Origin of the sequence: Aliidiomarina taiwanensis (assembly GCF_003987015.1) — a bacterium.
Lineage (GTDB): Bacteria > Pseudomonadota > Gammaproteobacteria > Enterobacterales > Alteromonadaceae > Aliidiomarina > Aliidiomarina taiwanensis.
In genome coordinates, this window is the sequence record NZ_PIPQ01000001.1 from 465804 (window position 1) to 485720 (window position 19917).

Here is a 19917-nt window from a genome sequence, read left to right on the forward strand (position 1 = left end):
TTGGTGGGTGTCACCACTGTCAATAAAGGAATTTATCTCCATGCCAGTAATTACTCTTCCTGATGGTAGCCAACGTGCGTTTGACCATGCCGTTTCCGTTTTAGATGTTGCCCAAGATATTGGACCAGGCTTAGCCAAAGCGACCATTGCTGGTCGTGTTAATGGCGAGCTGGTCGATGCGTGTGACCTGATTGAGCACGACGCTAGCCTTGAAATCATTACCCAGAAAAGTGAAGAGGGCCTAGAAATCATTCGCCACTCGTGTGCTCACTTGCTGGGTCACGCCATAAAGCAGTTGTGGCCAGAAACACGTATGGCCATTGGCCCAACGATCGACAATGGTTTTTACTACGATGTAGATATTGACCGCCCCTTGCACCAAGATGACTTGGATGCGCTTGAAAAGCGTATGAAAGAGCTAGCGAAAACTGGCTACGCTGTTATTAAAAAGAAAGTAAGCTGGGCAGAAGCACGGGAAGTGTTTGTTGAGCGTGGCGAAAGCTATAAAGTAGAAATTTTAGACGAAAACATCGCTCGCGATGACCGTCCAGGTCTGTACCACCACGAAGAATACATTGATATGTGCCGTGGTCCACACGTTCCGAATATGTCTTTTTGCCAGCACTTTAAAATAATGAAAGTAGCGGGTGCATATTGGCGTGGCGACTCCAACAATAAAATGTTACAGCGTATCTACGGTACTGCTTGGGCAGACAAAAAACAGTTGAAGGCCTATTTACAACGCTTGGAAGAAGCTGAAAAGCGTGATCACCGCAAAATTGGTAAAGCGCAAGACTTATTCCACTGGCAGGAAGAAGCGCCAGGTATGGTGTTTTGGCACCACAATGGCTGGGCTATTTTCCAAGAGCTAGAAAAGTTTGTACGGGAAAAGCTGAACGAGTACGACTACCAAGAAGTGAAAGGCCCATTAATGATGGACCGTGTATTGTGGGAGCGTTCAGGCCATTGGGACAAATTCCAAGACTTGATGTTTACAACGGCGTCCGAGAACCGTGAATATGCGGTGAAGCCGATGAACTGCCCAGGCCACGTACAAATTTTCAATCAAGGCCTGAAGTCTTACCGCGACTTACCACTGCGTATGGCGGAGTTTGGCTGCTGTCACCGTAACGAGCCATCGGGTGCCTTGCATGGGTTAATGCGTGTGCGTGGTTTTACGCAAGACGACGCTCATATTTTCTGTACAGAAGAACAAGTACAAGAGGAAGTGGCAGACTGCATTCGTATGGTTTACGAAATGTACCGTACCTTTGGCTTCGAAAACATTGTAGTGAAGCTGTCCACTCGACCAGACGAGCGTCTAGGTGACGATGCAGTTTGGGACAGAGCAGAGCTTGCATTAGCAGAAGCATTGAAGTCAAACGACATTGACTTTGAGTACTTGCCAGGCGAAGGCGCCTTTTACGGGCCAAAAATTGAGTTTACTTTATTCGATTGTTTAGGTAGAGCCTGGCAATGTGGTACAATACAGCTTGACTTCTCTATGCCAAGTCGTTTAGGAGCTACTTATGTAGGTGAAGATAACGAACGCCATGTGCCCGTTATGATACACCGAGCCATTTTGGGTTCCTTAGAGCGTTTTATGGGTATTCTTATTGAAGAATATGCAGGCTTTTTCCCAACCTGGTTGGCACCGAATCAAGTTGTCATTATGAATATTACGGACAAACAGGCTGAATATGTGGAAAATATCGTTTCTGAGTTAAAAAAGAACGGATTCCGCGCGACAGCTGACTTGAGAAATGAGAAGATAGGATTTAAGATCCGTGAACATACTTTACAACGCGTGCCTTACTTGTTAGTTGTTGGAGACAAAGAAGTAGAACAAGGACAAGTGGCCGTGCGTACGCGCCGAGGTGAAGATCTAGGAAAACTGTCTATTGCTGAGTTTATTGAAACCCTGAGCAATGATGTGGCATCGCGTACAATTTCTTAATATTGCTGGAGGAATAAAACATTAAAGGTGGAAGAAAAGGCGTAAAAGCCGATAAAACCCGGATTAATGACGCTATAACTGTTGCCGAAGTACGCTTAATAGACGCGGAAGGCGAGCAACGGGGCGTAACTGCTATTAATGACGCTTTAGAGCTGGCTGCCGAAGCAGGCCTCGACTTAGTCGAGATTAGCCCCAACGCAGAGCCACCTGTGTGCCGAGTGATGGATTACGGCAAATTCTTATACGAAAAAAGCAAACAGCAAAAAGAGCAAAAGAAAAAGCAGAAACAGATTCAGGTAAAGGAAGTGAAGTTCCGACCTGGCACAGATGAGGGCGATTACCAGGTAAAACTGCGCAACCTGCGTCGCTTTCTTGAGGGAGGTGACAAAGCGAAAGTCACCGTGCGTTTCCGTGGCCGAGAAATGGCACACCAAGAGATTGGTATTGAGTTATTAGAGCGTATTAAAAACGATCTAGACGAAATATCAAACTGCGAGGCTTTCCCTCGACGGGCTGAAGGGCGTCAGATGGTAATGGTTCTGGCTCCTGGAAAATAACGAAGTAGCAGCGGTTCACAAGTAAGGTGCCAGTTCGGCCCTTCACCCTGTAACTCACTTGGCAACTCAATGCGGAGTATATGTAATGCCAAAAATGAAAACGAAAAAAGGTGCTGCAAAGCGCTTTAAGAAAACTGCTTCAGGCGGTTACAAGCGTAAGCAATCTCACTTGCGTCATATTTTGACCAAGAAGAGCTCTAAGCGTAAACGTCATCTTCGTGCAACTGCAATGGTACATCAGAATGATGTTGTACTTATTGACCGCATGTTACCGTACGCTTAAGAGAGGAGATAGCAAATGGCACGAGTAAAACGTGGTGTCGTCGCGAGAGCGCGTCACAAAAAAGTCCTAAAGCAGGCGAAAGGTTATTATGGTGCTCGTAGTCGCGTTTATCGCGTTGCGAATCAAGCTGTCATTAAAGCAGGTCAATATGCATACCGTGACCGCCGCAACAAGAAACGTCAATTCCGTCAACTATGGATTGTTCGTATCAATGCTGCAGCACGTCAAGGTGGATTGTCATACAGCCGCTTTATCAATGGCTTGAAAAAAGCATCTGTTGAAATCGATCGCAAAATTCTTGCAGATATCGCTGTTCACGACCAGGCTGGTTTCACAGCTTTAGTTGAGAAAGCAAAAGAAGGCTTATCTGCGTAAGCAGTAAGTTGATATTTGCAATAAGGAAGGGAGCCCTATGGCTCCCTTTTTGTTTGATTTCTGGTATTATTTAGCGCTTCAAATACGAGCTAAATTGCCAGTTGAATTGGCACCGCCATTACAGAGGACATTCATGGATTTACAAGCTATTTTAGCCGCCGCGACAGCAGCCATTGAAGCTGCTAAAACGCCCGCCGATCTGGATGAAGTGCGCGTAAGCTATTTAGGTAAAAAAGGGCAAATGACTGAGCTGTTAAAGGGCTTGGGTAAACTGAGTGCGGAAGAGCGCCCTAAAGCAGGGCAAGAAATAAATATTGCCAAGGGGCAATTACAAACCCTATTAAATGCGCGCCGTGAAGCATTGGTTACTGCGGAGCTAAACCAAAAGCTGGAAGCAGAGCGCATTGATGTCACTCTACCAGGAACCTCTGTAGAACCAGGTGCTTTGCACCCTGTTACGCGCACCATTCAACGTATTGAACACTATTTTGGCCAGCTTGGCTTTGCCGTGAAGCAGGGCCCAGAAGTAGAAGACGACTTCCATAACTTTGATGCCTTGAATATACCTGCGAACCACCCAGCTCGTGCCGATCATGACACCTTTTACTTTACGCCAAGTACTATGTTGCGTACGCAGACCTCGGGCGTACAAATTCGTACCATGGAACATGAAAAGCCACCTCTGCGTATTATTTCTCCTGGCCGAGTGTACCGAAACGACTACGACCAAACTCATACGCCGATGTTCCACCAAGTCGAAGGGCTTATGGTGGACACTCATGTGAACTTCGCCGAGCTTAAAGGCATTTTGCATGACTTCTTACACCACTATTTTGAAGAAGACTTAGAAATTCGTTTCCGTCCTTCTTATTTCCCATTTACTGAGCCTTCAGCTGAAGTGGACGTGCGCCGTAAGGGCGGTGACTGGCTGGAAGTACTTGGCTGCGGCATGGTGCACCCGAACGTTCTAAAAGCGGTTAATATTGACCCAGAAGAATACACAGGGTTCGCCTTTGGTATGGGGGTCGAGCGTTTAACCATGTTGCGCTACGGCGTGAATGACTTGCGCGCCTTCTTTGAAAATGATTTACGTTTTTTACGCCAGTTCAGTTAAGGGAGTTTGACAATGAAATTCAGCGAAAAGTGGTTACGTGAATGGGTCGACCCCGCGTTAACAACAGAGCAGTTAGCTGAGCAGCTGAGTATGGCTGGCTTAGAAGTAGACGGTGTAGAGCCGGTTGCTAGTGCATTTACTGGCGTGGTAGTGGGTGAAGTGAAGTCGAGCACGCAGCACCCGAATGCAGACAAATTGCAAGTCACCAAAGTGGATGTGGGTGGCCCAGAGCTGCTCGACATTGTTTGTGGTGCTTCGAACTGCCGTGAAGGTTTAAAAGTGGCGGTTGCCACAGTTGGTGCTGTATTGCCTGGGGACTTTAAAATTAAGAAAACCAAACTACGGGGCGAGCCTTCCCATGGCATGCTGTGCTCTGCCTCAGAGTTAGAGCTCAGTGAAGAAAGTGATGGTATTTTAGAGCTACCTGCCGATGCGCCAGTAGGGAAAGACATTCGGGAATGGTTGCAGTTAGACGACGTCAGTTTCGATGTGGACTTAACACCAAACCGTGCAGACTGCTTAGGTTTGCGAGGTATTGCCCGTGAAGTAGGGGTACTGAACAACTTAGACGTGGTAACACCAGAAATACCACCTGTGGAAGCCAGCATCGAAGACACCTTGCCTATTCGCCTTGAAGCGCCAGAAGCTTGTGCTCGCTATTTAGGTCGGGTCGTTCGTGGCGTTAATATGCAAGCGGAAAGCCCGCTGTGGCTCACCGAGAAACTGCGTCGCAGTGGAATACGTTCTATCGACCCTGTGGTGGACATTACCAACTATGTATTGCTTGAACTGGGTCAACCGATGCATGCCTTCGATTTAGCCAAACTCGATACGGAAATTGTTGTTCGTATGGCGAATCAGGACGAGCAAATAACCTTGCTAGACGGCCAAAAAGTGAAGCTAGACAGCGATATGCTGGTCATTGCGGACAAGCAAAAAGCGATTGCTTTTGCCGGAGTGTTTGGTGGCCAGGAAACAGGTGTTACGGCAGCGACTCAAGATGTATTTTTAGAAAGTGCATTCTTTGCACCAGAGGCTATTACTGGACGTGCCCGCCGTTTAGGCTTGCATACAGACGCTTCTCATCGCTACGAGCGGGGTGTTGACCCAGAGCTTCAAGCTGAGGCAATGGAGCGTGCAACGGCGCTTATCATTGAAATATGTGGTGGTGAAGCCGGACCTGTGGTTGAAGCGAAGGACAATGCCCACTTGCCGACAGCAAACGCAGTCACTTTGCGTGCCGAGCGCTTGGCGCGCGTGTTAGGTGTGAATATTGCGCCTGAGCAAGTAACCGAAATATTCCAACGCCTTGGTTTTGCCGTGGAGGCGCTGACGGGCCAATGGCAGGTGACAGTGCCTGCTTATCGCTTCGACATAAGCATAGAAGAAGACCTGATTGAAGAAGTCGCCCGCGTATACGGCTATAACGAAATTCCAGAAGCAGCACCGCTTGCACGGTTAAAAATGTTCCGTACGGCGGAGTCGAAAACGCCTTTAGCTTTGTTTCAGCAGCGTTTATTAGCCGCAGGCTACCAAGAGGCTATTACTTATAGCTTCGTCGATCCAAAACACCAGGCTATGCTTTACCCGAATGCAGAAAGGTTAGAATTGCCTCACCCCATTTCAGTGGACATGTCGTCGATGCGTTTAGGCTTGTTACCAGGTTTGCTGTCTGCAGCAGGTTATAACCAAAAGCGTCAACAAGCCTGTGTTCGTTTGTTTGAGTCGGGTCTTCGCTTTGTGCCTGATCAGCAGGCGGAAAACGGCATTCGCCAGGAAGCGGTTATAGGTGGCGTGCTGCTAGGTGCTCAATTAGCCGAACATTGGCGTGAAGGGAACAAGCCGGTGGACTTTTACCAGGTAAAAGGCCATGTGGAAAGCATACTTGCACAAACGGGTGAGTTACATGAATACCGTTTTGTGGCTGCCAATAACCCTGCCTTACACCCAGGCCAAGGAGCTGAAATTTACCGCGGTGACAGCTTGGTTGGATTCTGTGGCGCATTGCACCCGCAGTTTGAAAAAACCTTTGGTTTGAAAGGTCGTGCTTTTGTCTTCGAACTACTATTAAGTGCCATCGACACTCGTTCGGTTCCAATGGCGGGGACTATTTCACGTTACCCTTCTATTCGCCGTGATATCGCAGTGATTGTCGATCGCGACGTTGCCGCAGGCGAATTGTTGCATGCAATCAGAAATGTTGGCGCAAATCATATAGTTGACCTACACTTATTTGATGTATACCAAGGTGATAGTTTGTCTGAAGACAAACAAAGTTTAGCAATAGCGTTAACATTGCAAGCGACAGAGCGCACTCTTGAAGATGCGGATGTGAACGAATCGGTTGCACAAATTGTTTCGTTACTGCAAACTGAATTTAACGCGATTTTAAGGGACAGCTAAGATGGCATTGACGAAAGCAGATATTTCAGAACATCTGTACGAAAAACTAGGGATGAGCAAGCGCGACGCAAAGGAGTTAGTCGACTTGTTTTTCGAAGAAATTCGAACTGCGTTAGAAAGTGGTGAACAGGTGAAAATTTCTGGGTTCGGAAATTTTGACTTGCGCGATAAAGCAGAGCGGCCAGGCCGTAACCCTAAAACTGGCGAAGATATTCCAATTTCTGCACGTCGTGTCGTGACCTTCAGGCCGGGGCAAAAACTAAAGTCCCGGGTTGAAAATGCAACCTTAAAAGAAGACTAAGTTCAACCAATAAGCCCACTACCCAGTGGGCTTATTTATTTAAAGAACAAGCTGCTAAACGGGTTTAACAGGCGCGGTAACCCTGCTGTAAACAGCAAAGGTGCGTCGAGGGTTGCTAATGTTAGGCAGTCGTGACTTTGGGTTTGTGGCTGGTGCTTGTGCTGTTGGTCAAGCATGACAAAGTCCCCGTCACGGTATTCGTCTTGTTCGTCATTGAAAACACCATTAATCACCAAGGTAACTTCGTTTCCCTTATGGGTGTGTTCAGGTACGCGGCTCCCTTTGTCCATATAGATTAAATGAATGCACTCGTCAGAGCCTAATTGCACGGGCGCTTTAAACATTTTACCGGGAATACGACTCCATTGGCCTATGCGCTGGTATTGGCGAGCTAGCGTGGGTGGTAAGACAAAGGTTTTACCGTTAACACGCAAGCTGTGCAGCGACTGACGCTGTGGTTGCTGTACAGGAGCCGGGCTATTAAAGATGTGCTCTAGCATCTGGTCATAGTCTGCTGTATTAACTCCGGCGGGCGATGTAGTAATAAGCTGCTCGGCTAAGCTTTCCTCAACCTCCAGGTTAACCTGTTGACAGCGCGGACAGAGGTCCAAATGTGTCGATACTAGGACGCTTAAAGCAGGGCTTAATATGCCAGCTGTGAAGTGTTCTATCAGCTCGTCCGTTGGGTGGTATTTAATTTTCATGAATCATCTCGCGTATTTTTTCTAGGGCAAGGCGAACTCGCGACTTAACTGTGCCTAGAGGAATGCCAAGTTCCTTTGCAACTTCTTGTTGCGACTTACCTTCTTGATAAATCATATGCAAAATAACCTGCTGACTTTCGGGTAGTTGACGTTGGTAATGGGCGAGCTCTTGCTGAAGACGGTGCGTATCAAGGTCTATGTCGCTTTCTAATGACGCTTCGCTGCTTGCGAGGATAGGCCACAGGTCGTCTGCACTTAAGTCGGTTAAACGGTGTTTGTTTTTACGCAGGTAGTCGAAACCTGTATTCCTAGCAATGGTGAACACCCAGGTTACAGCCGAACCACGCTCTGCGTTGAAGAGGTGGGCTTTTTGCCACACATTCGTCATGGCTTCTTGAACGAGATCAGCGGCTAATTGTTCGTTGCCGAACTTGCTGCTGGCATAAGCCTGTAAACGGGGCGCAAAATAATGAAACAGCTCTGCAAAGGCAACCCGACATTGGGTTTTTGCAACCTTTGACAAAAGTCTAGCTAAATGCGCAGCAGAAGTCGCTTGGCTCGAACCGGAGGCATGGGCTGTCATAGAGTGCGTCGTGTTTTGATAGTGACCATACATAGTAGTTTACGCCTTCAGCTTCAAGTTACCAATGGATAAATACATGTTCTATACTCACTCGAAAAGCCGGCTAAGAAAATTCGCTATTTCTTTTGGGTTATGACTCGATATAAGCGCATGTTTTTTCTCAGGTGAAAGAGGTAGCAGTTCTAACCAGCGGCTACATAACCAAGCTAAGTCATGGGAGGGCAGTGCGTCATACAGGTCACCTATTTCTGGGTAGGTGGCATACACCTCTTCAAGCCGCTGGCGAAGCAAGGTCTGTAGTTTCGTTGTGTCATCCAGTTGTGTTGGCCAAGGCGGTAAGAATTTCACCTCAGCCACATGTAAACCATCCGCTTCAGTCACCATGCTTTTCACGTTAAAAAAGAAATCGCCTTCTACGGTAATACCCAAGGTACCGTCTGCGAGCGCATGAAAATCGATAATATGCACTTTAGTGCCACAAGGAAACACGGGCTCTTTATCCATGTCTTCTTGGTTGGCTTTCAGGAAACACAAGCCAAAAGGTCGTTTCTCCTGAAGCGACTCCTTCACCATACGAATATAGCGCTGTTCAAAAATACTCAGTTCCATACGCCCTTGCGGTAACACAATGGTTGCCAGGGGCAAAATCGCTATTGTTTGTTGCATGTGTGACTGTGCCATCAGCAGGTGACCCGTGTATTGCTATTCATATTTTTAATACGATCGTAAAAAGGAAAAAGATCCATAAGAGGAATCTTTTTTTTCACACTCAGCGTATAACTAAGTGTGTATACAAACACATCAGGGAAAATAAAAAGGAAATTGAGATGGTGAAAGTAGGTATCAGTTCGTGCCTCGTGGGTCATAAAGTTCGATTTGATGGTGGCCATAAGGCTTCAGACTTTTGTCAAAACAATTTGGGGAAGTTTGTTGAATATGTACCTCTTTGCCCCGAGATGGGCATTGGTCTGCCGGCCCCGCGCCCTAGCATACGCTTAGAAGAAAACGAGGCGGGCGAAACCCGTGCCGTTATTACCAGTACGGGTGAGGATATTACCAACCGTTTAAGTCAGTATGCGAGCGACAGAAAAGACTTATTTAAGGGGTTAAGCGGATATGTGCTATGTGCCAAGTCGCCTAGCTGTGGCTTAGAACGGGTGCGTTTGTACACCCCGGGTGAAAAGGCAAACCGTAAAGCGGGCGTAGGAGTCTTCGCGCAGCGCTTGCGTGAACTTGAACCGGCAATGCCGATGGAAGAAGATGGTCGGCTAAACGACCCCCACTTACGCGAGAATTTTGTCACTCGCTTGTTTGTTTATGCAGAGTGGAAAAGCTTACCGCAGCCATTAGCAAAAAAAGATATTTTGGCTTTTCATACTCGCCATAAATTATTACTACTGGCGCACAATCAGTCCATGTACCGCGCCCTTGGCAAGCAGTTAGGCGAGCTGGACAGTATGGATGAAAACTTTACCAATAATTATATATTGGAAGTGATGCAAGCCTTGTCTAAACCCGCTTCAAAGAGCAATCACACCAATGTGTTGCAGCATGTTCAGGGTTATTTTAAGCAGCAGCTGTCTACCGTGGAGCGCGAAGCCTTGGCCCAGGTCATCCTCGATTACCGCCAAGGCGTTGAACCTTTAAGTGCCCCTATGTCCTTGTTAAAGCACTACTTAAAAATGTATCCAAAACCTTATTTACTGGGCCAAAGCTACTTTCAACCTTACCCTCAGGCTTTGGGGTTGCGTTACGCTTTATAGAGGACGTTTATGACTGCAGTTATCTGGTTTAAGCAAGACTTACGCTTGCAAGACAATACAGCCGTAGCCCAAGCGTGGCACAACCATGAACGGGTTGTGGCCCTGGTAACCCAGACTGAAAAAACCTGGCAGAAACATCACTGGGCACCCATAAAGCGCGACCTCTATGAACGTAGGCTCAATGCCTTGGCGTCAGAACTTGCGGCTTTAGGTGTTCCTTTGCATGTAATCAACGCTGAAAGTTACTGCCAGGTGCCCGCCTGTGTTTTGCAATTCATGCAAAAACAACAGGCGCAGCAGCTTTACTTTAATCGAGAGTATCCCTTGGATGAAAAACGGCGCGACCAGGCTGTTGTGGGCTGGTTACAACAGCATGGGATACAAAGCCATGTCAGTGACGACTTGCTGCTGGTTGTTCCTGAGCGAATATACACAGGCCAAGGCCACTACTATAAAAAGTTTACACCCTTTTATAAACGCTGGCTTGCTGTGCTTGCAGAGCAGGGAGTATCTGCACCGCAGCATTTACCAGCCAAAGGGCCGCCTATAGGTTTGCCCGAAAAAGTCACCCTCTTTGGCGACAAAGTATCCAGTGCAGCATGGCGAGCCGACACACAAGCGATTCATGCTGCGATGGAGCAGTATTATCACGAGCGGCTGCATGACTATGCCCAGAACAGAGACATTCCAGCGCTTAATGGTACTTCAGCTTTGTCGCCGTATATTGAAAATGGCAGTCTTGGGGTTGCAACCCTGGCCCGCAAATTGGCGCAATTAACCCCCGACTTTCCTGACGGATTGGAGCCAGGGGCGAGTACTTGGCTGTCGGAGTTGGCCTGGCGCGAATTTTACCAGCACCTTATGTGGCATGTGCCGCGCTTAAGCCAAGGGAAAGGGTTTCAAGAAGAAACCGATGCATACCCATGGGTGAACAGCGAAGAGCGGTTCACAGCATGGTGTGAGGGCCGTACAGGCTTTCCTATTATTGACGCAGGCATGCGGCAATTAAAGGCTACCGGGTGGATGCATAACCGAGTGCGTATGTTGGTGGCAAGCTTTCTGGTGAAAGACCTGCACCTAGATTGGCGGTTAGAAGAGGCCTATTTTATGCAAAACCTCGTAGATGGTAGCTTTGCTGCTAATAATGGCGGCTGGCAGTGGAGTGCAGGCACAGGCACAGATGCCGCCCCGTATTTCCGAGTGTTTAATCCCGAGCGTCAAAGTGAAAAGTTTGATCCAGCAGGCCAGTATATTCGTATATGGGTAAAAGAGTTGGCTGATGTGCCAGCCAAACATATTCATGCACCTTGGCAGTGGTTACAACAATATGCAAGGGCTAACCCGTACCCTAAGCCCATTGTGGAACACAGCCAAATGCGCGAGCTATTTACACAAACCTTTAAGCAGGTAAAAAATGGGCTTCTCTAAGCAAATAGATCAAGTAAAGGCCTTTTATGCGGATATGCATGCTAGCGATTTTGCCGTCATAGATAGCCTATATGCGCCAGATATCGTATTCAAAGATGCAGTGCAACAGGTCATTGGCCGAAGCGCGTTAAAGGCATATTTCCACCACGGACTGGGTAACGCGAAGCGCTGTTCATTTCACTTTGAGCATGTAAGTGTTGCTGCCAACAATGCATTTCTGGTGTGGGAAATGCACCTGCAGCACCCCAGCATTGGTGGCGGTAAGGACATTTATGTACCAGGGGCTAGCTGGCTTCAGTTTGACCCTGACACAGGCTTGATAAAACTGCATAAAGACTTTTGTGACTTAGGGGGTATGGTGTACGAACACTTACCCGTTATTGGCTATTTGGTTCGCAAGGTTCGCAGCCATTTGGAGCAGTCATGAAGGTACTTATTACCGGTGCGACTTCTGGGATTGGGCGTCAGCTAGTAGCAGACTATCTTGCGGCCGGGGAAACGGTTTATGCCTGTGGCCGAAGTGAAGCTAAGTTGCAAAGCTTGCAAGAGGAGCTGCAAGGCCAAGGGCAGCTGCATTTAGTGCCGTTTGATGTCACCGATCATACAGGCACTCTCATAGCCTTACGCCAGCTTTCCGAAATAGATTGTGTCATTTTAAGTGCGGGCGTATGTGAATACATTGATGAACCAAGTGACATTCAAGGGCCTTTATTTCAACGCGTATTTGCTGCCAATTACTTTGGCGTGGTCAATTGTGTTGAAGGCATCATACCGCAACTCAGTGAGGGGGCTCGCTTAGTTATTATCGACAGCATGGCGCGCTTGTTTCCATTTACCCGTGCCGAAGCCTATGCGTCCAGCAAAGCCGCAGTTCATTACTTAGCAAACACGTTAAAAGTAGACTTGGCACCTGCTGGTGTGCAGGTTATTTCTGTGTCTCCTGGGTTTGTCAGCACGCCTATGACGTCGAAAAATGATTTTGCCATGCCCATGCAAGTAACAGCTGCTGAAGCCTCAAACGCTATCCGTTCTGGTATAGAGAAAGGTAAACACCAAATTTATTTTCCTCGTCTGTTCGGCTTCATTATGCGCATGTTAAATGCCTTACCCTTAGGGCTGCAGTTATATCTTTCGAAACGAATGAAAAAAGGATAAGTTATGCGCATTGCAATTATCGGTTCAGGAATTGCGGGCCTTACCGCAGCCCACTTACTCCACAAAGAACACGAAATCCACTTATTCGAAAAGAACCCCAGTATTGGTGGACATACGGCCACAGTGGATGTAGAGGTTGCTGGCCTGTCGTATGCAATCGACACTGGATTTATTGTTTTCAATGACCGAACCTACCCGCTATTTAGAGCCCTCATGCGGCATATAGGGGTTTCTTGGCAGAACACTGAAATGAGTTTTAGTGTAAAAAACCCTGAGACAGGCTTAGAGTATAACGGGCACAACCTGAATACTTTGTTTGCGCAACGACGTAACTTGTTGAAGCCCAGTTTCTATAAATTTTTGGCAGAAATAGTGCGTTTTAACAAGGAAGCCAAGCTAGCTTTTGAAAGATCTCGCAAGAAGACAGAGGATGTAGATAACATCGCTTTGGGTGAGTTTGTTACCAATCTTGGCATGAGCCAAATGTTTCAGCAAAACTATCTCTACCCTATGTGTGCTGCTATTTGGTCAGCGAGTCTGAATGAAGTTGCCGCTTTCCCACTTGGTTTTTTCCTGCGCTTTTTTATGAATCATGGCTTACTTAACATCAAAGACAGGCCACAGTGGGCTGTTATTCAAGGTGGATCACGTAGTTATTTAGAACCCTTAACGAAGCCCTTCGCAAAGCAAATACACACCAATGCAGACATAGAAGGGGTGTCTCGAAATGAACAAGGGGCTGTGCTGCGCTTTACTGACGGGCAGCAAGAGCAATTTGAGCATGTGATTTTTGCTTGTCATAGCGATGAAGCCTTGGCGTTATTAGATGACCCGAGTGCCGCCGAGCAGGAGGTTTTAAAGGGCATTCCTTATCAAGCTAACGAGGTGGTTTTACACACGGACAAAACACAATTGCCGGCACGGCGTAGGGCTTGGGCAAGTTGGAACTACTTGCTGCCCGTAGGGGAGGAGCGGCAGACCCAGTTAGCTAGCCTGACGTACAATATGAATATTTTACAGGGGCTGCCAGCTAAGCAACAAGGAGTTGATACGCCGGACTTTTGTGTGACCCTAAACAATACCTCTGCCATTGATAAACAGAAAATACTCCGCACCTTCATTTACCATCATCCGGTATACTCCATTCCTTCTTTTGCTGCACGCAAGCGACGCACTGAAATATGTGGAGTACGAAATACCCATTATTGTGGTGCTTATTGGTACAACGGTTTCCATGAAGATGGCGTGCGAAGTGCTAACGATCTTGCTAGCCGATTCCAAGTTGCCGCCATTTCACCTATGGCATCAGAAGTAGCTGCAAATGCGTAGCCAAATGCAAGGGCACATAACAAGCCGCATTTATTGGGGAAGTGTTCGCCATCGCCGCTTTATTCCTAAAGAGCATAGCTTTCGCTATCACCTGATGCAGTGGGGTATAGCTCTTGAGGAGCTTGAACAGCTAAACAACACGTCGAAGTGGTTCAGCACCAGTGAACGATGGGCGCCCCTGCACTTTAAGCCGAGCGACTACTTACCGGGCTATTACCTACCAAGCCATGAGACCTTGTCCACTGCCGTTCTACGTAAAATGAACAGCCTGAGTGAAGGCGCTCTCGATGGCCAGGTGTTCTTTTTAGGAAATATAAGGACTTGGGGGCTATTTTTTAGCCCTCTTAATTGCTACTTCCTGATCAACAAAGAAGGTATAGCAACCCATATGCTGGCTGAAGTGAGTAATACACCTTGGAATCAGCGTCATTACTATTTGGTGAATTTCAACCACCATAACAGCGCAGCCCCACTGCAGCCAACGGAAAAAAACTTTCATGTCTCGCCTTTCAATCCTATGGAAATGCAGTATCACTGGCGTATTCGAGCGCCAGGTGAGGGAGCCCTCATTCATATTGAAGCGCATAGAAAACACAAAGAGTTTGACGCTACCTTAGCTTTAAAAGGCGAAACACTGAACCGTTCGGCCGTTTACCGCGTACTAAGGAAGTACCCAATGATGAGCATAAGAATTATTGGGGGCATTTATTGGCAAGCTCTTCGATTGTTTCTTAAGCGCGTACCTCTTTACGGTCACAGTGAACATAGGCAGGACACATGACACAAATTCATCACGATCAATCACTCACAGCCTTATCTGATAGCCTTTCTAGAACACAGCGAATCGCTCGGAATCTTTTATTTCGGGTGCTATCCCAAATGCGGTATGGTTATTTAACCATGGCGGAAGAAGGCGAAGTGGTGGGTTGCTTTGGTAATCCAGCATCGAGTATCAAGGCGCGGATCGATGTACATGATGCTAAAACTTACACGCGCTTTCTGATTCAAGGCGACATAGGCGCAGGTGAAGCTTTTATGCAGCAGGCATGGTCAAGCCCTGATGTCACCAGTGTTATTCGTGTGTTTGCTATGAATCTTATAATACTCGACAAAATACAGCGGCGGTTTGCTTGGCTCAGCTGGCCTGTGCACATGCTACGTCATCTTCGTCGCAATAATAGTAAACAACAAGCGAAGCAAAATATAACGGAGCATTATGACTTAGGAAATGAGTTATATAGCCGCTTCTTGGATGCGCGCATGCAGTATTCAAGCGCTGTTTACCCGCACGCTGGTGCCTCCTTGCAAGAGGCACAAGAGCATAAGCTGCATAAAATTTGCAACCTACTGGAACTGACTGAACATGACCACCTTGTGGAGATAGGGACCGGCTGGGCAGGTTTAGCAATTTTTGCTGCCACTCATTATGGCTGCCGGGTGACCACGACAACAATTTCCGAGGAGCAATACGCTTATGCCCAGCAACAAGTGGCTGAATTTGGCCTGGAAAATAAAATAACCTTATTAAAACAGGACTATAGAGACCTTACTGGACAGTTCGATAAACTCGTGTCGATTGAAATGATAGAGGCAGTTGGGGCTAAATACTTGCCTCAATTTTTTCAGAAATGTTCTCAACTGCTTAAGCCTTCCGGTCGTATGGTGTTGCAGTCCATTACCATAGCAGACCAGCGTATGGCCTCGTATAACCGAAACGTCGACTTTATTCAGCGATATGTATTTCCTGGGGGCTATTTACCATCTGTCGAGCTGTTAGCCCAAATGTTTCGAAAACATACAGACATGGGGGTACGCCAACTAGACGATATTGGGCTGCATTATGCCGACACCTTAAAAGACTGGCGCCATGGATTTAACGAGCGCAAGCATGAGCTAACAGCGTTTGGGTATGATGAAGCCTTTGCCCGATTCTGGAACTATTACCTGAGCTATTGTGAGGGGGCTTTCCGGGAACGCACCGTTAGTACTGTTCAACTAATGGCAACAAAGCCCCTATGCAAACATTAATTCAGTTGGGTTTGTTACGCCGCATTATCCCTTTTTTTCTGTTTGATATTGTGTGGTTTTTGGCTGTATGGGGCCGAGATGCTTATGTGTTAATAAACACAGTGCTCGTGTTGTGCCTGTTCTTGTTCAATGGCAGACAGCTCGTTGCCCAAGCTAAGCCTCTCATTCTTTTTGTATTGTTTGGGCTTGGGGCCGAACTGCTTTTTGTGATGTTCCATGTTATTCGTTTTACGCAAACGGATTTTTTGCCCTTTTGGCTGGTTGTCCTCTGGCTGGGCTTTTCAGCCACAGCATTTTCTAGCATGGACTGGCTTGCAGGTCGTTATGTTCTAGCAGCTCTTTTAGGGGCGGTGTTTGGTCCTGTGACATATTTAGCAGGGGTGCGATTTGGTGCCGCACAAATACAAATAAGTGAGCCACATATGATTTTTTTCTACGCAGTTGCATGGTCGGTGCTGATGTTGGTATTTGCACGGCTGGTTAAGCAAGACCCACATCCAGCAATGGTGCGATCCCATGATGGGTAAACAAAACATTCTGATGGTGTGGCTTATTTCTCTACTAGCTCTGAGCTCACCTACCTCCATCGCTATGGAGGTCACGAAATTTACGAGTGACGAAGCCGCTTTCGTTCGGCTTGGACAAACTCGCGTACAAGTTATGCTGTTTAAAGTATATGACGCCACCTTGGAAACAGACACAGGAAGGTACCCAGGGTATAACAGGTTACGGTTGAGTCTGAGATACTTACGCTCAATTAGCTCAGAGTCACTTGTTGAGGCAACAGCAAAAGAGTGGCGCAGGCTAGGCTTTCCAACCACACAAGTGAGCCTTGCTTGGCTGCAACAGTTAGCGAGTATTTGGCCTCATGTAACGGCAGGCGACATGATTATTGCCGAGCATGTAAAAGGTGAGGGTATTGTCTTTACTGACTCTCAGAAGGTGCTTGGGGTGATTGAGAGCGAACAGTTTGCACAGCAGTTCTTGGCTATTTGGTTATCAGATAAGTCTCGCTTTCGAAGTAACCGCAATGAATTGTTAGGGCTTAACGAGAGGGGAAGGAAATGAAAACACGACACTATTGCATGCAGTTATGTTGTGTCTTGGTAAGTCTGTTTTTGTTAGCAGGCTGTTCAGCACACATCGACGACTACCATGGCAAAACACCAAAGCTTGCGCTTGAAGTTTTTTTTGATGGCTCATTGACCGCTTATGGCATGGTACAAGACAGGTCGGGGCTTGTGACACAACGGTTTACTGTTGATATTCAAGGAAGCTGGCAGCGAAATGAAGCAGGTCAGCTTGAAGGAACCTTACATGAAGTGTTTGTTTGGGACGATGGACGAGAGCAAACTCGAACTTGGCTATTAACCAAAGTTTCAGAGCATCAGTACGAAGGGCGAGCCGGTGACGTGAAAGGGGTGGCGATAGGTCACACTGCCGGTAATGCATTGCACTGGACTTATCAGCTAAATATCCCCTGGCGAGGCAGTACCATGGCTATTACGCTAGATGACTGGATGTATCTACTTGATGAGAACAAGCTAGTAAATAAAACTAAAATGAGTAAATGGGGTTTTCATTTAGGGGATATAACCATTTATATGGAACGTCACGTTTATTAACTTAGTGTACAATGTGCACTTTAGCTTTGTTGGGCTAGGCCGATAAAAGCATAAGAGAGTGAATAGACGGTATTTAGTGATGGGATCGAAAGTGAGTTTTTTATTTAATGATCCAGATATTCTTGGACAGACAGTCTTTATTAAACGAGGTCCGCATCAGGGCAAAATTGGGCTTGTCAAAGAAGTGCTCAATAATGATGTGTACATGGTAACCGGGGCTGACTTTGGAAAAGAGCGTGCGCAATTCAAGCGAAAGGAATTTATTGTGCACCGCTACCGAAAAATAAGAATGCGTTCGAGTTAACAAAAAGCCCAGCAATTTTTGCTGGGCTTTCTTTATTCGGCATGAGATTTAGAAGCCGCGAGGCGCCTTGCTTGCTCCAGCTTGGCTGACTAAGTATTGTTGCCACTGCTCTTTCGCTGAAAGACCGCCTTTGGCCTTGCTTTTAACCTTCATAGCGGCCTTTGGACTCGCCTTGGGCGCTGCTTTCTTGGCTTTTGCAGCGGGCTTTGCAGCGCTTGCAGGTTCTGCAGCGCCTCCAAGTAGCTCTTCTGTCCATTCGGCCAGCTTAGCTAAACGCATGTTTTTGCTACCGTCAACACTATACCAGCCTGGGCTTTCTTCTATTTTTGGGGCTTTCCCGTTGGCAGCTTTATAAGCCTGAGAAAACTCACTAAGAACTTTCTCTTTATCTAGTTTACTCATTCGGCATTTCCTATGTGGTATTATTTAACTACATTATTTTTATACAGGTTTTACTACACGCTGTCTAATTTTGTAAGGGGTATAGAATGCGTCGTGATGCGCTTATCGCACAGTTAAATGCTTGGCTTCAGCCAGAGTTGATAAATGACTACTGTCCAAATGGGTTACAGGTTGAGGGTTGTTTAGATATCCAGAAGGTGGTGACTGGAGTGACGGCGAGTCAAGCCTTAGTTGACGCGGCTGTGGCGGCAGAAGCCGATGCCTTATTAGTGCACCATGGTTATTTTTGGAAAGGCGAGTCGCAACCTATTACTGGCATGAAGCGGCGCAGGCTGAAGGCCTTGCTGGACGCAGATATAAACCTTTTAGCATACCACCTGCCTTTAGATGCCCACCCAGAGTTTGGTAATAATGTTGAGCTGATAAAACTGATTCAAGGAGAAGGCAGTACAGAAGCGATAGCGCCTGTGGCGGGAATAGCCCCTGAAGGTATTTTAATGATGTCGCAATTGGCGAACCCATGTACGGGGCATGCGCTGGCAGAACGGTTAGAAGCCGTTCTGCAACGACCGCTTATTGCTGCGGAATGTAACGCAACCTCTATACAGCGCATTGCTGTGTGTACTGGGGGTGGGCAAGGCTTTATTGAGCAAGCGCTGGCAGCAGAAGCAGATGCCTTTATTACGGGTGAAGTGTCAGAGCAAACCATTCACGTGGCTCGCGAGTGTGGTATTCAGTTTTTCGCAGCAGGCCACCATGCAACTGAGCGATATGGCATAAAGGCATTAGGCGAGAAGTTGGCACAGGTGTGTGGGCTCGAGGTGCAATTCATTGATATTGATAATCCCGCATGACCGATCGGATTTTTAGTAAAGACGCGACCAAGTTTGCACAGAATATTTACGCAACTCGAAAAGGGCGAGTGCGTGAAGCGGTCTTAAAGGAGGATCTTGCGTTTTTACTTCAGCATGCAAGTCCCCTTCACGTGCTAGACGCAGGCGCTGGGCTTGGGCAAGTGAATCAGTGGTTTGCCGAAGCAGGTCATAGGGTACTGCACTTAGATGGGGCGGAAGATATGGTGGCGTCGGCGCGGCAACGGCATGCCCAAGCAGGCCTTAGCCAGCAATATGAATACCGCGTGGCCCCTTTGCAATCCCTCGGTGAAGAACCTCTGCAGTTTGACCTTGTGTGTTGCCATGCAGTGTTGGAGTGGCTGGCAGACCCGTTTGCTGCTCTCCAGGTGCTTTCAAGTAAAGTCGCGCCAGGCGGTTGGTTTTCTTTGATGTTTTATAACCGCACCGCCAAGCTCATGGCGAATATGACCTATGGCAACCTAGACTACGTGCTTGCCGGATTACAGGTAAAAAAGAAAGTACGTTTGAGTCCACAGCGGCCCTTGGAGATACCCCAGGTGAAAAACTGGCTGAGTCAGCTGCCTTTAACGGTTGTGCAACATAGCGGTATTCGTTGCTTTAATGACTACATTAAAGAGGCGGAGCGAATTGATGAGCAAGAGCTTATCGCCCTAGAATTACAATACAGACGAGCTGAGCCTTACCGAAGTTTAGGGCGTTACCAGCATTTGTTGTTACGAAAGGAAAAATAG

At 47.3% G+C, this 19917-nt stretch carries 24 protein-coding genes; 20 read left to right on the forward strand and 4 right to left on the reverse strand.

Annotation, left to right across the window (positions count from 1 at the left end; genetic code table 11):
• Positions 1 to 40: 40 nt before the first annotated feature.
• From thrS to ihfA, 7 genes are all read left to right on the forward strand, one after another.
• A complete protein-coding gene (gene thrS / locus CWE15_RS02125; protein ID WP_126756400.1) occupies positions 41 to 1957 on the forward strand; it encodes a threonine--tRNA ligase in 1917 nt (638 codons plus the stop codon).
• Between the two features lie 20 nt (positions 1958 to 1977).
• Positions 1978 to 2514: a translation initiation factor IF-3 gene (gene infC / locus CWE15_RS02130; RefSeq protein WP_126756401.1), complete on the forward strand. Its 537-nt coding sequence runs from the start codon at positions 1978 to 1980 to the stop codon at positions 2512 to 2514.
• Positions 2515 to 2599: 85 nt separating this feature from the next.
• Positions 2600 to 2797, forward strand: a complete 198-nt coding sequence (gene rpmI / locus CWE15_RS02135; protein WP_126756402.1) for a 50S ribosomal protein L35 — start codon at positions 2600 to 2602, stop codon at positions 2795 to 2797.
• A 15-nt stretch (positions 2798 to 2812) separates the two neighbouring features.
• Complete coding sequence (rplT, locus tag CWE15_RS02140) at positions 2813 to 3172, forward strand: 50S ribosomal protein L20 (RefSeq protein WP_126756403.1); 360 nt, start codon at positions 2813 to 2815, stop codon at positions 3170 to 3172.
• Between the two features lie 133 nt (positions 3173 to 3305).
• Positions 3306 to 4286, forward strand: coding sequence for a phenylalanine--tRNA ligase subunit alpha (pheS, locus tag CWE15_RS02145; RefSeq protein ID WP_126756404.1), 981 nt, complete (start codon positions 3306 to 3308; stop codon positions 4284 to 4286).
• A gap of 12 nt (positions 4287 to 4298) precedes the next feature.
• Positions 4299 to 6689, forward strand: coding sequence for a phenylalanine--tRNA ligase subunit beta (pheT, locus tag CWE15_RS02150; RefSeq protein ID WP_126756405.1), 2391 nt, complete (start codon positions 4299 to 4301; stop codon positions 6687 to 6689).
• Between the two features lies 1 nt (position 6690).
• On the forward strand, positions 6691 to 6990 hold the full coding sequence (gene ihfA, locus CWE15_RS02155) for an integration host factor subunit alpha (RefSeq protein WP_126756406.1): 300 nt from the start codon (positions 6691 to 6693) through the stop codon (positions 6988 to 6990).
• 35 nt (positions 6991 to 7025) lie between these two features.
• Here the strand turns inward: ihfA and CWE15_RS02160 are convergent, their stop codons facing one another.
• The 3 genes from CWE15_RS02160 to CWE15_RS02170 form a co-directional block, all read right to left on the reverse strand.
• Positions 7026 to 7694 carry a ChrR family anti-sigma-E factor gene (locus CWE15_RS02160; protein WP_126756407.1) on the reverse strand — a complete coding sequence of 223 codons (669 nt, stop codon included), beginning with the start codon at positions 7692 to 7694 and terminating at the stop codon, positions 7026 to 7028.
• Positions 7684 to 8277 carry a sigma-70 family RNA polymerase sigma factor gene (locus CWE15_RS02165; RefSeq protein ID WP_126756844.1) on the reverse strand — a complete coding sequence of 198 codons (594 nt, stop codon included), beginning with the start codon at positions 8275 to 8277 and terminating at the stop codon, positions 7684 to 7686. Before CWE15_RS02165 ends, CWE15_RS02160 begins: the two co-directional genes overlap by 11 nt.
• An 87-nt stretch (positions 8278 to 8364) precedes the next feature.
• Positions 8365 to 8943, reverse strand: coding sequence for an LON peptidase substrate-binding domain-containing protein (locus tag CWE15_RS02170; RefSeq protein ID WP_157980697.1), 579 nt, complete (start codon positions 8941 to 8943; stop codon positions 8365 to 8367).
• 161 nt (positions 8944 to 9104) lie between these two features.
• Between CWE15_RS02170 and CWE15_RS02175 the strand changes: the two genes are divergently transcribed.
• The 11 genes from CWE15_RS02175 (at position 9105) to CWE15_RS02225 (ending at position 17909) form a co-directional block, all read left to right on the forward strand.
• On the forward strand, positions 9105 to 10040 hold the full coding sequence (locus tag CWE15_RS02175; protein WP_126756409.1) for a YbgA family protein: 936 nt from the start codon (positions 9105 to 9107) through the stop codon (positions 10038 to 10040).
• Between the two features lie 9 nt (positions 10041 to 10049).
• Positions 10050 to 11468, forward strand: a complete 1419-nt coding sequence (locus CWE15_RS02180) for a cryptochrome/photolyase family protein (RefSeq protein WP_126756410.1) — start codon at positions 10050 to 10052, stop codon at positions 11466 to 11468.
• Positions 11455 to 11895 (forward strand): nuclear transport factor 2 family protein, encoded by a 441-nt coding sequence (locus CWE15_RS02185; RefSeq protein ID WP_126756411.1) that lies wholly within the window; start codon positions 11455 to 11457, stop codon positions 11893 to 11895. Before CWE15_RS02180 ends, CWE15_RS02185 begins: the two co-directional genes overlap by 14 nt.
• On the forward strand, positions 11892 to 12623 hold the full coding sequence (locus CWE15_RS02190; RefSeq protein ID WP_126756412.1) for an SDR family NAD(P)-dependent oxidoreductase: 732 nt from the start codon (positions 11892 to 11894) through the stop codon (positions 12621 to 12623). Before CWE15_RS02185 ends, CWE15_RS02190 begins: the two co-directional genes overlap by 4 nt.
• 3 nt (positions 12624 to 12626) lie before the next feature.
• A complete protein-coding gene (locus CWE15_RS02195; protein ID WP_126756413.1) occupies positions 12627 to 13952 on the forward strand; it encodes an NAD(P)/FAD-dependent oxidoreductase in 1326 nt (441 codons plus the stop codon).
• Complete coding sequence (locus CWE15_RS02200) at positions 13945 to 14733, forward strand: DUF1365 domain-containing protein (protein WP_241971831.1); 789 nt, start codon at positions 13945 to 13947, stop codon at positions 14731 to 14733. Before CWE15_RS02195 ends, CWE15_RS02200 begins: the two co-directional genes overlap by 8 nt.
• Positions 14734 to 14738: 5 nt before the next feature.
• A complete protein-coding gene (locus CWE15_RS02205; protein WP_420807748.1) occupies positions 14739 to 15980 on the forward strand; it encodes a class I SAM-dependent methyltransferase in 1242 nt (413 codons plus the stop codon).
• A complete protein-coding gene (locus tag CWE15_RS02210) occupies positions 15968 to 16507 on the forward strand; it encodes a DUF2878 domain-containing protein (RefSeq protein WP_126756415.1) in 540 nt (179 codons plus the stop codon). Before CWE15_RS02205 ends, CWE15_RS02210 begins: the two co-directional genes overlap by 13 nt.
• Complete coding sequence (locus CWE15_RS02215; protein WP_126756416.1) at positions 16497 to 17048, forward strand: chalcone isomerase family protein; 552 nt, start codon at positions 16497 to 16499, stop codon at positions 17046 to 17048. Before CWE15_RS02210 ends, CWE15_RS02215 begins: the two co-directional genes overlap by 11 nt.
• Positions 17045 to 17605, forward strand: coding sequence for a DUF3833 domain-containing protein (locus tag CWE15_RS02220; RefSeq protein ID WP_241971833.1), 561 nt, complete (start codon positions 17045 to 17047; stop codon positions 17603 to 17605). Before CWE15_RS02215 ends, CWE15_RS02220 begins: the two co-directional genes overlap by 4 nt.
• Before the next feature lie 91 nt (positions 17606 to 17696).
• Positions 17697 to 17909: a DUF3912 family protein gene (locus CWE15_RS02225; RefSeq protein ID WP_241971834.1), complete on the forward strand. Its 213-nt coding sequence runs from the start codon at positions 17697 to 17699 to the stop codon at positions 17907 to 17909.
• A 48-nt stretch (positions 17910 to 17957) separates the two neighbouring features.
• On the opposite strand, the gene CWE15_RS02230 is transcribed toward CWE15_RS02225, so the two are convergent.
• Positions 17958 to 18311: a hypothetical protein gene (locus tag CWE15_RS02230; RefSeq protein WP_126756418.1), complete on the reverse strand. Its 354-nt coding sequence runs from the start codon at positions 18309 to 18311 to the stop codon at positions 17958 to 17960.
• An 86-nt stretch (positions 18312 to 18397) separates the two neighbouring features.
• Between CWE15_RS02230 and CWE15_RS02235 the strand changes: the two genes are divergently transcribed.
• On the forward strand, positions 18398 to 19165 hold the full coding sequence (locus tag CWE15_RS02235) for a Nif3-like dinuclear metal center hexameric protein (protein ID WP_126756419.1): 768 nt from the start codon (positions 18398 to 18400) through the stop codon (positions 19163 to 19165).
• A complete protein-coding gene (locus CWE15_RS02240; RefSeq protein ID WP_126756420.1) occupies positions 19162 to 19917 on the forward strand; it encodes a methyltransferase domain-containing protein in 756 nt (251 codons plus the stop codon). The genes CWE15_RS02235 and CWE15_RS02240 overlap by 4 nt, the downstream gene beginning before the upstream one ends.

Coding starts and splice junctions, on each gene's coding strand:
- CWE15_RS02175 (WP_126756409.1), top strand. CDS start 9,105: ATGGTGAAAGTAGGTATCAGTTCGTGCCTCGTGGGTCATAAAGTTCGA.
- CWE15_RS02185 (WP_126756411.1), top strand. CDS start 11,455: ATGGGCTTCTCTAAGCAAATAGATCAAGTAAAGGCCTTTTATGCGGAT.
- rpmI (WP_126756402.1), top strand. CDS start 2,600: ATGCCAAAAATGAAAACGAAAAAAGGTGCTGCAAAGCGCTTTAAGAAA.
- CWE15_RS02220 (WP_241971833.1), top strand. CDS start 17,045: ATGAAAACACGACACTATTGCATGCAGTTATGTTGTGTCTTGGTAAGT.
- CWE15_RS02170 (WP_157980697.1), bottom strand. CDS start 8,943: ATGCAACAAACAATAGCGATTTTGCCCCTGGCAACCATTGTGTTACCG.
- CWE15_RS02240 (WP_126756420.1), top strand. CDS start 19,162: ATGACCGATCGGATTTTTAGTAAAGACGCGACCAAGTTTGCACAGAAT.
- CWE15_RS02180 (WP_126756410.1), top strand. CDS start 10,050: ATGACTGCAGTTATCTGGTTTAAGCAAGACTTACGCTTGCAAGACAAT.
- CWE15_RS02190 (WP_126756412.1), top strand. CDS start 11,892: ATGAAGGTACTTATTACCGGTGCGACTTCTGGGATTGGGCGTCAGCTA.
- thrS (WP_126756400.1), top strand. CDS start 41: ATGCCAGTAATTACTCTTCCTGATGGTAGCCAACGTGCGTTTGACCAT.
- CWE15_RS02230 (WP_126756418.1), bottom strand. CDS start 18,311: ATGAGTAAACTAGATAAAGAGAAAGTTCTTAGTGAGTTTTCTCAGGCT.
- pheT (WP_126756405.1), top strand. CDS start 4,299: ATGAAATTCAGCGAAAAGTGGTTACGTGAATGGGTCGACCCCGCGTTA.
- CWE15_RS02195 (WP_126756413.1), top strand. CDS start 12,627: ATGCGCATTGCAATTATCGGTTCAGGAATTGCGGGCCTTACCGCAGCC.
- CWE15_RS02160 (WP_126756407.1), bottom strand. CDS start 7,694: ATGAAAATTAAATACCACCCAACGGACGAGCTGATAGAACACTTCACA.
- pheS (WP_126756404.1), top strand. CDS start 3,306: ATGGATTTACAAGCTATTTTAGCCGCCGCGACAGCAGCCATTGAAGCT.
- ihfA (WP_126756406.1), top strand. CDS start 6,691: ATGGCATTGACGAAAGCAGATATTTCAGAACATCTGTACGAAAAACTA.
- CWE15_RS02210 (WP_126756415.1), top strand. CDS start 15,968: ATGCAAACATTAATTCAGTTGGGTTTGTTACGCCGCATTATCCCTTTT.
- CWE15_RS02200 (WP_241971831.1), top strand. CDS start 13,945: ATGCGTAGCCAAATGCAAGGGCACATAACAAGCCGCATTTATTGGGGA.
- rplT (WP_126756403.1), top strand. CDS start 2,813: ATGGCACGAGTAAAACGTGGTGTCGTCGCGAGAGCGCGTCACAAAAAA.
- CWE15_RS02165 (WP_126756844.1), bottom strand. CDS start 8,277: ATGACAGCCCATGCCTCCGGTTCGAGCCAAGCGACTTCTGCTGCGCAT.
- CWE15_RS02235 (WP_126756419.1), top strand. CDS start 18,398: ATGCGTCGTGATGCGCTTATCGCACAGTTAAATGCTTGGCTTCAGCCA.
- CWE15_RS02215 (WP_126756416.1), top strand. CDS start 16,497: ATGATGGGTAAACAAAACATTCTGATGGTGTGGCTTATTTCTCTACTA.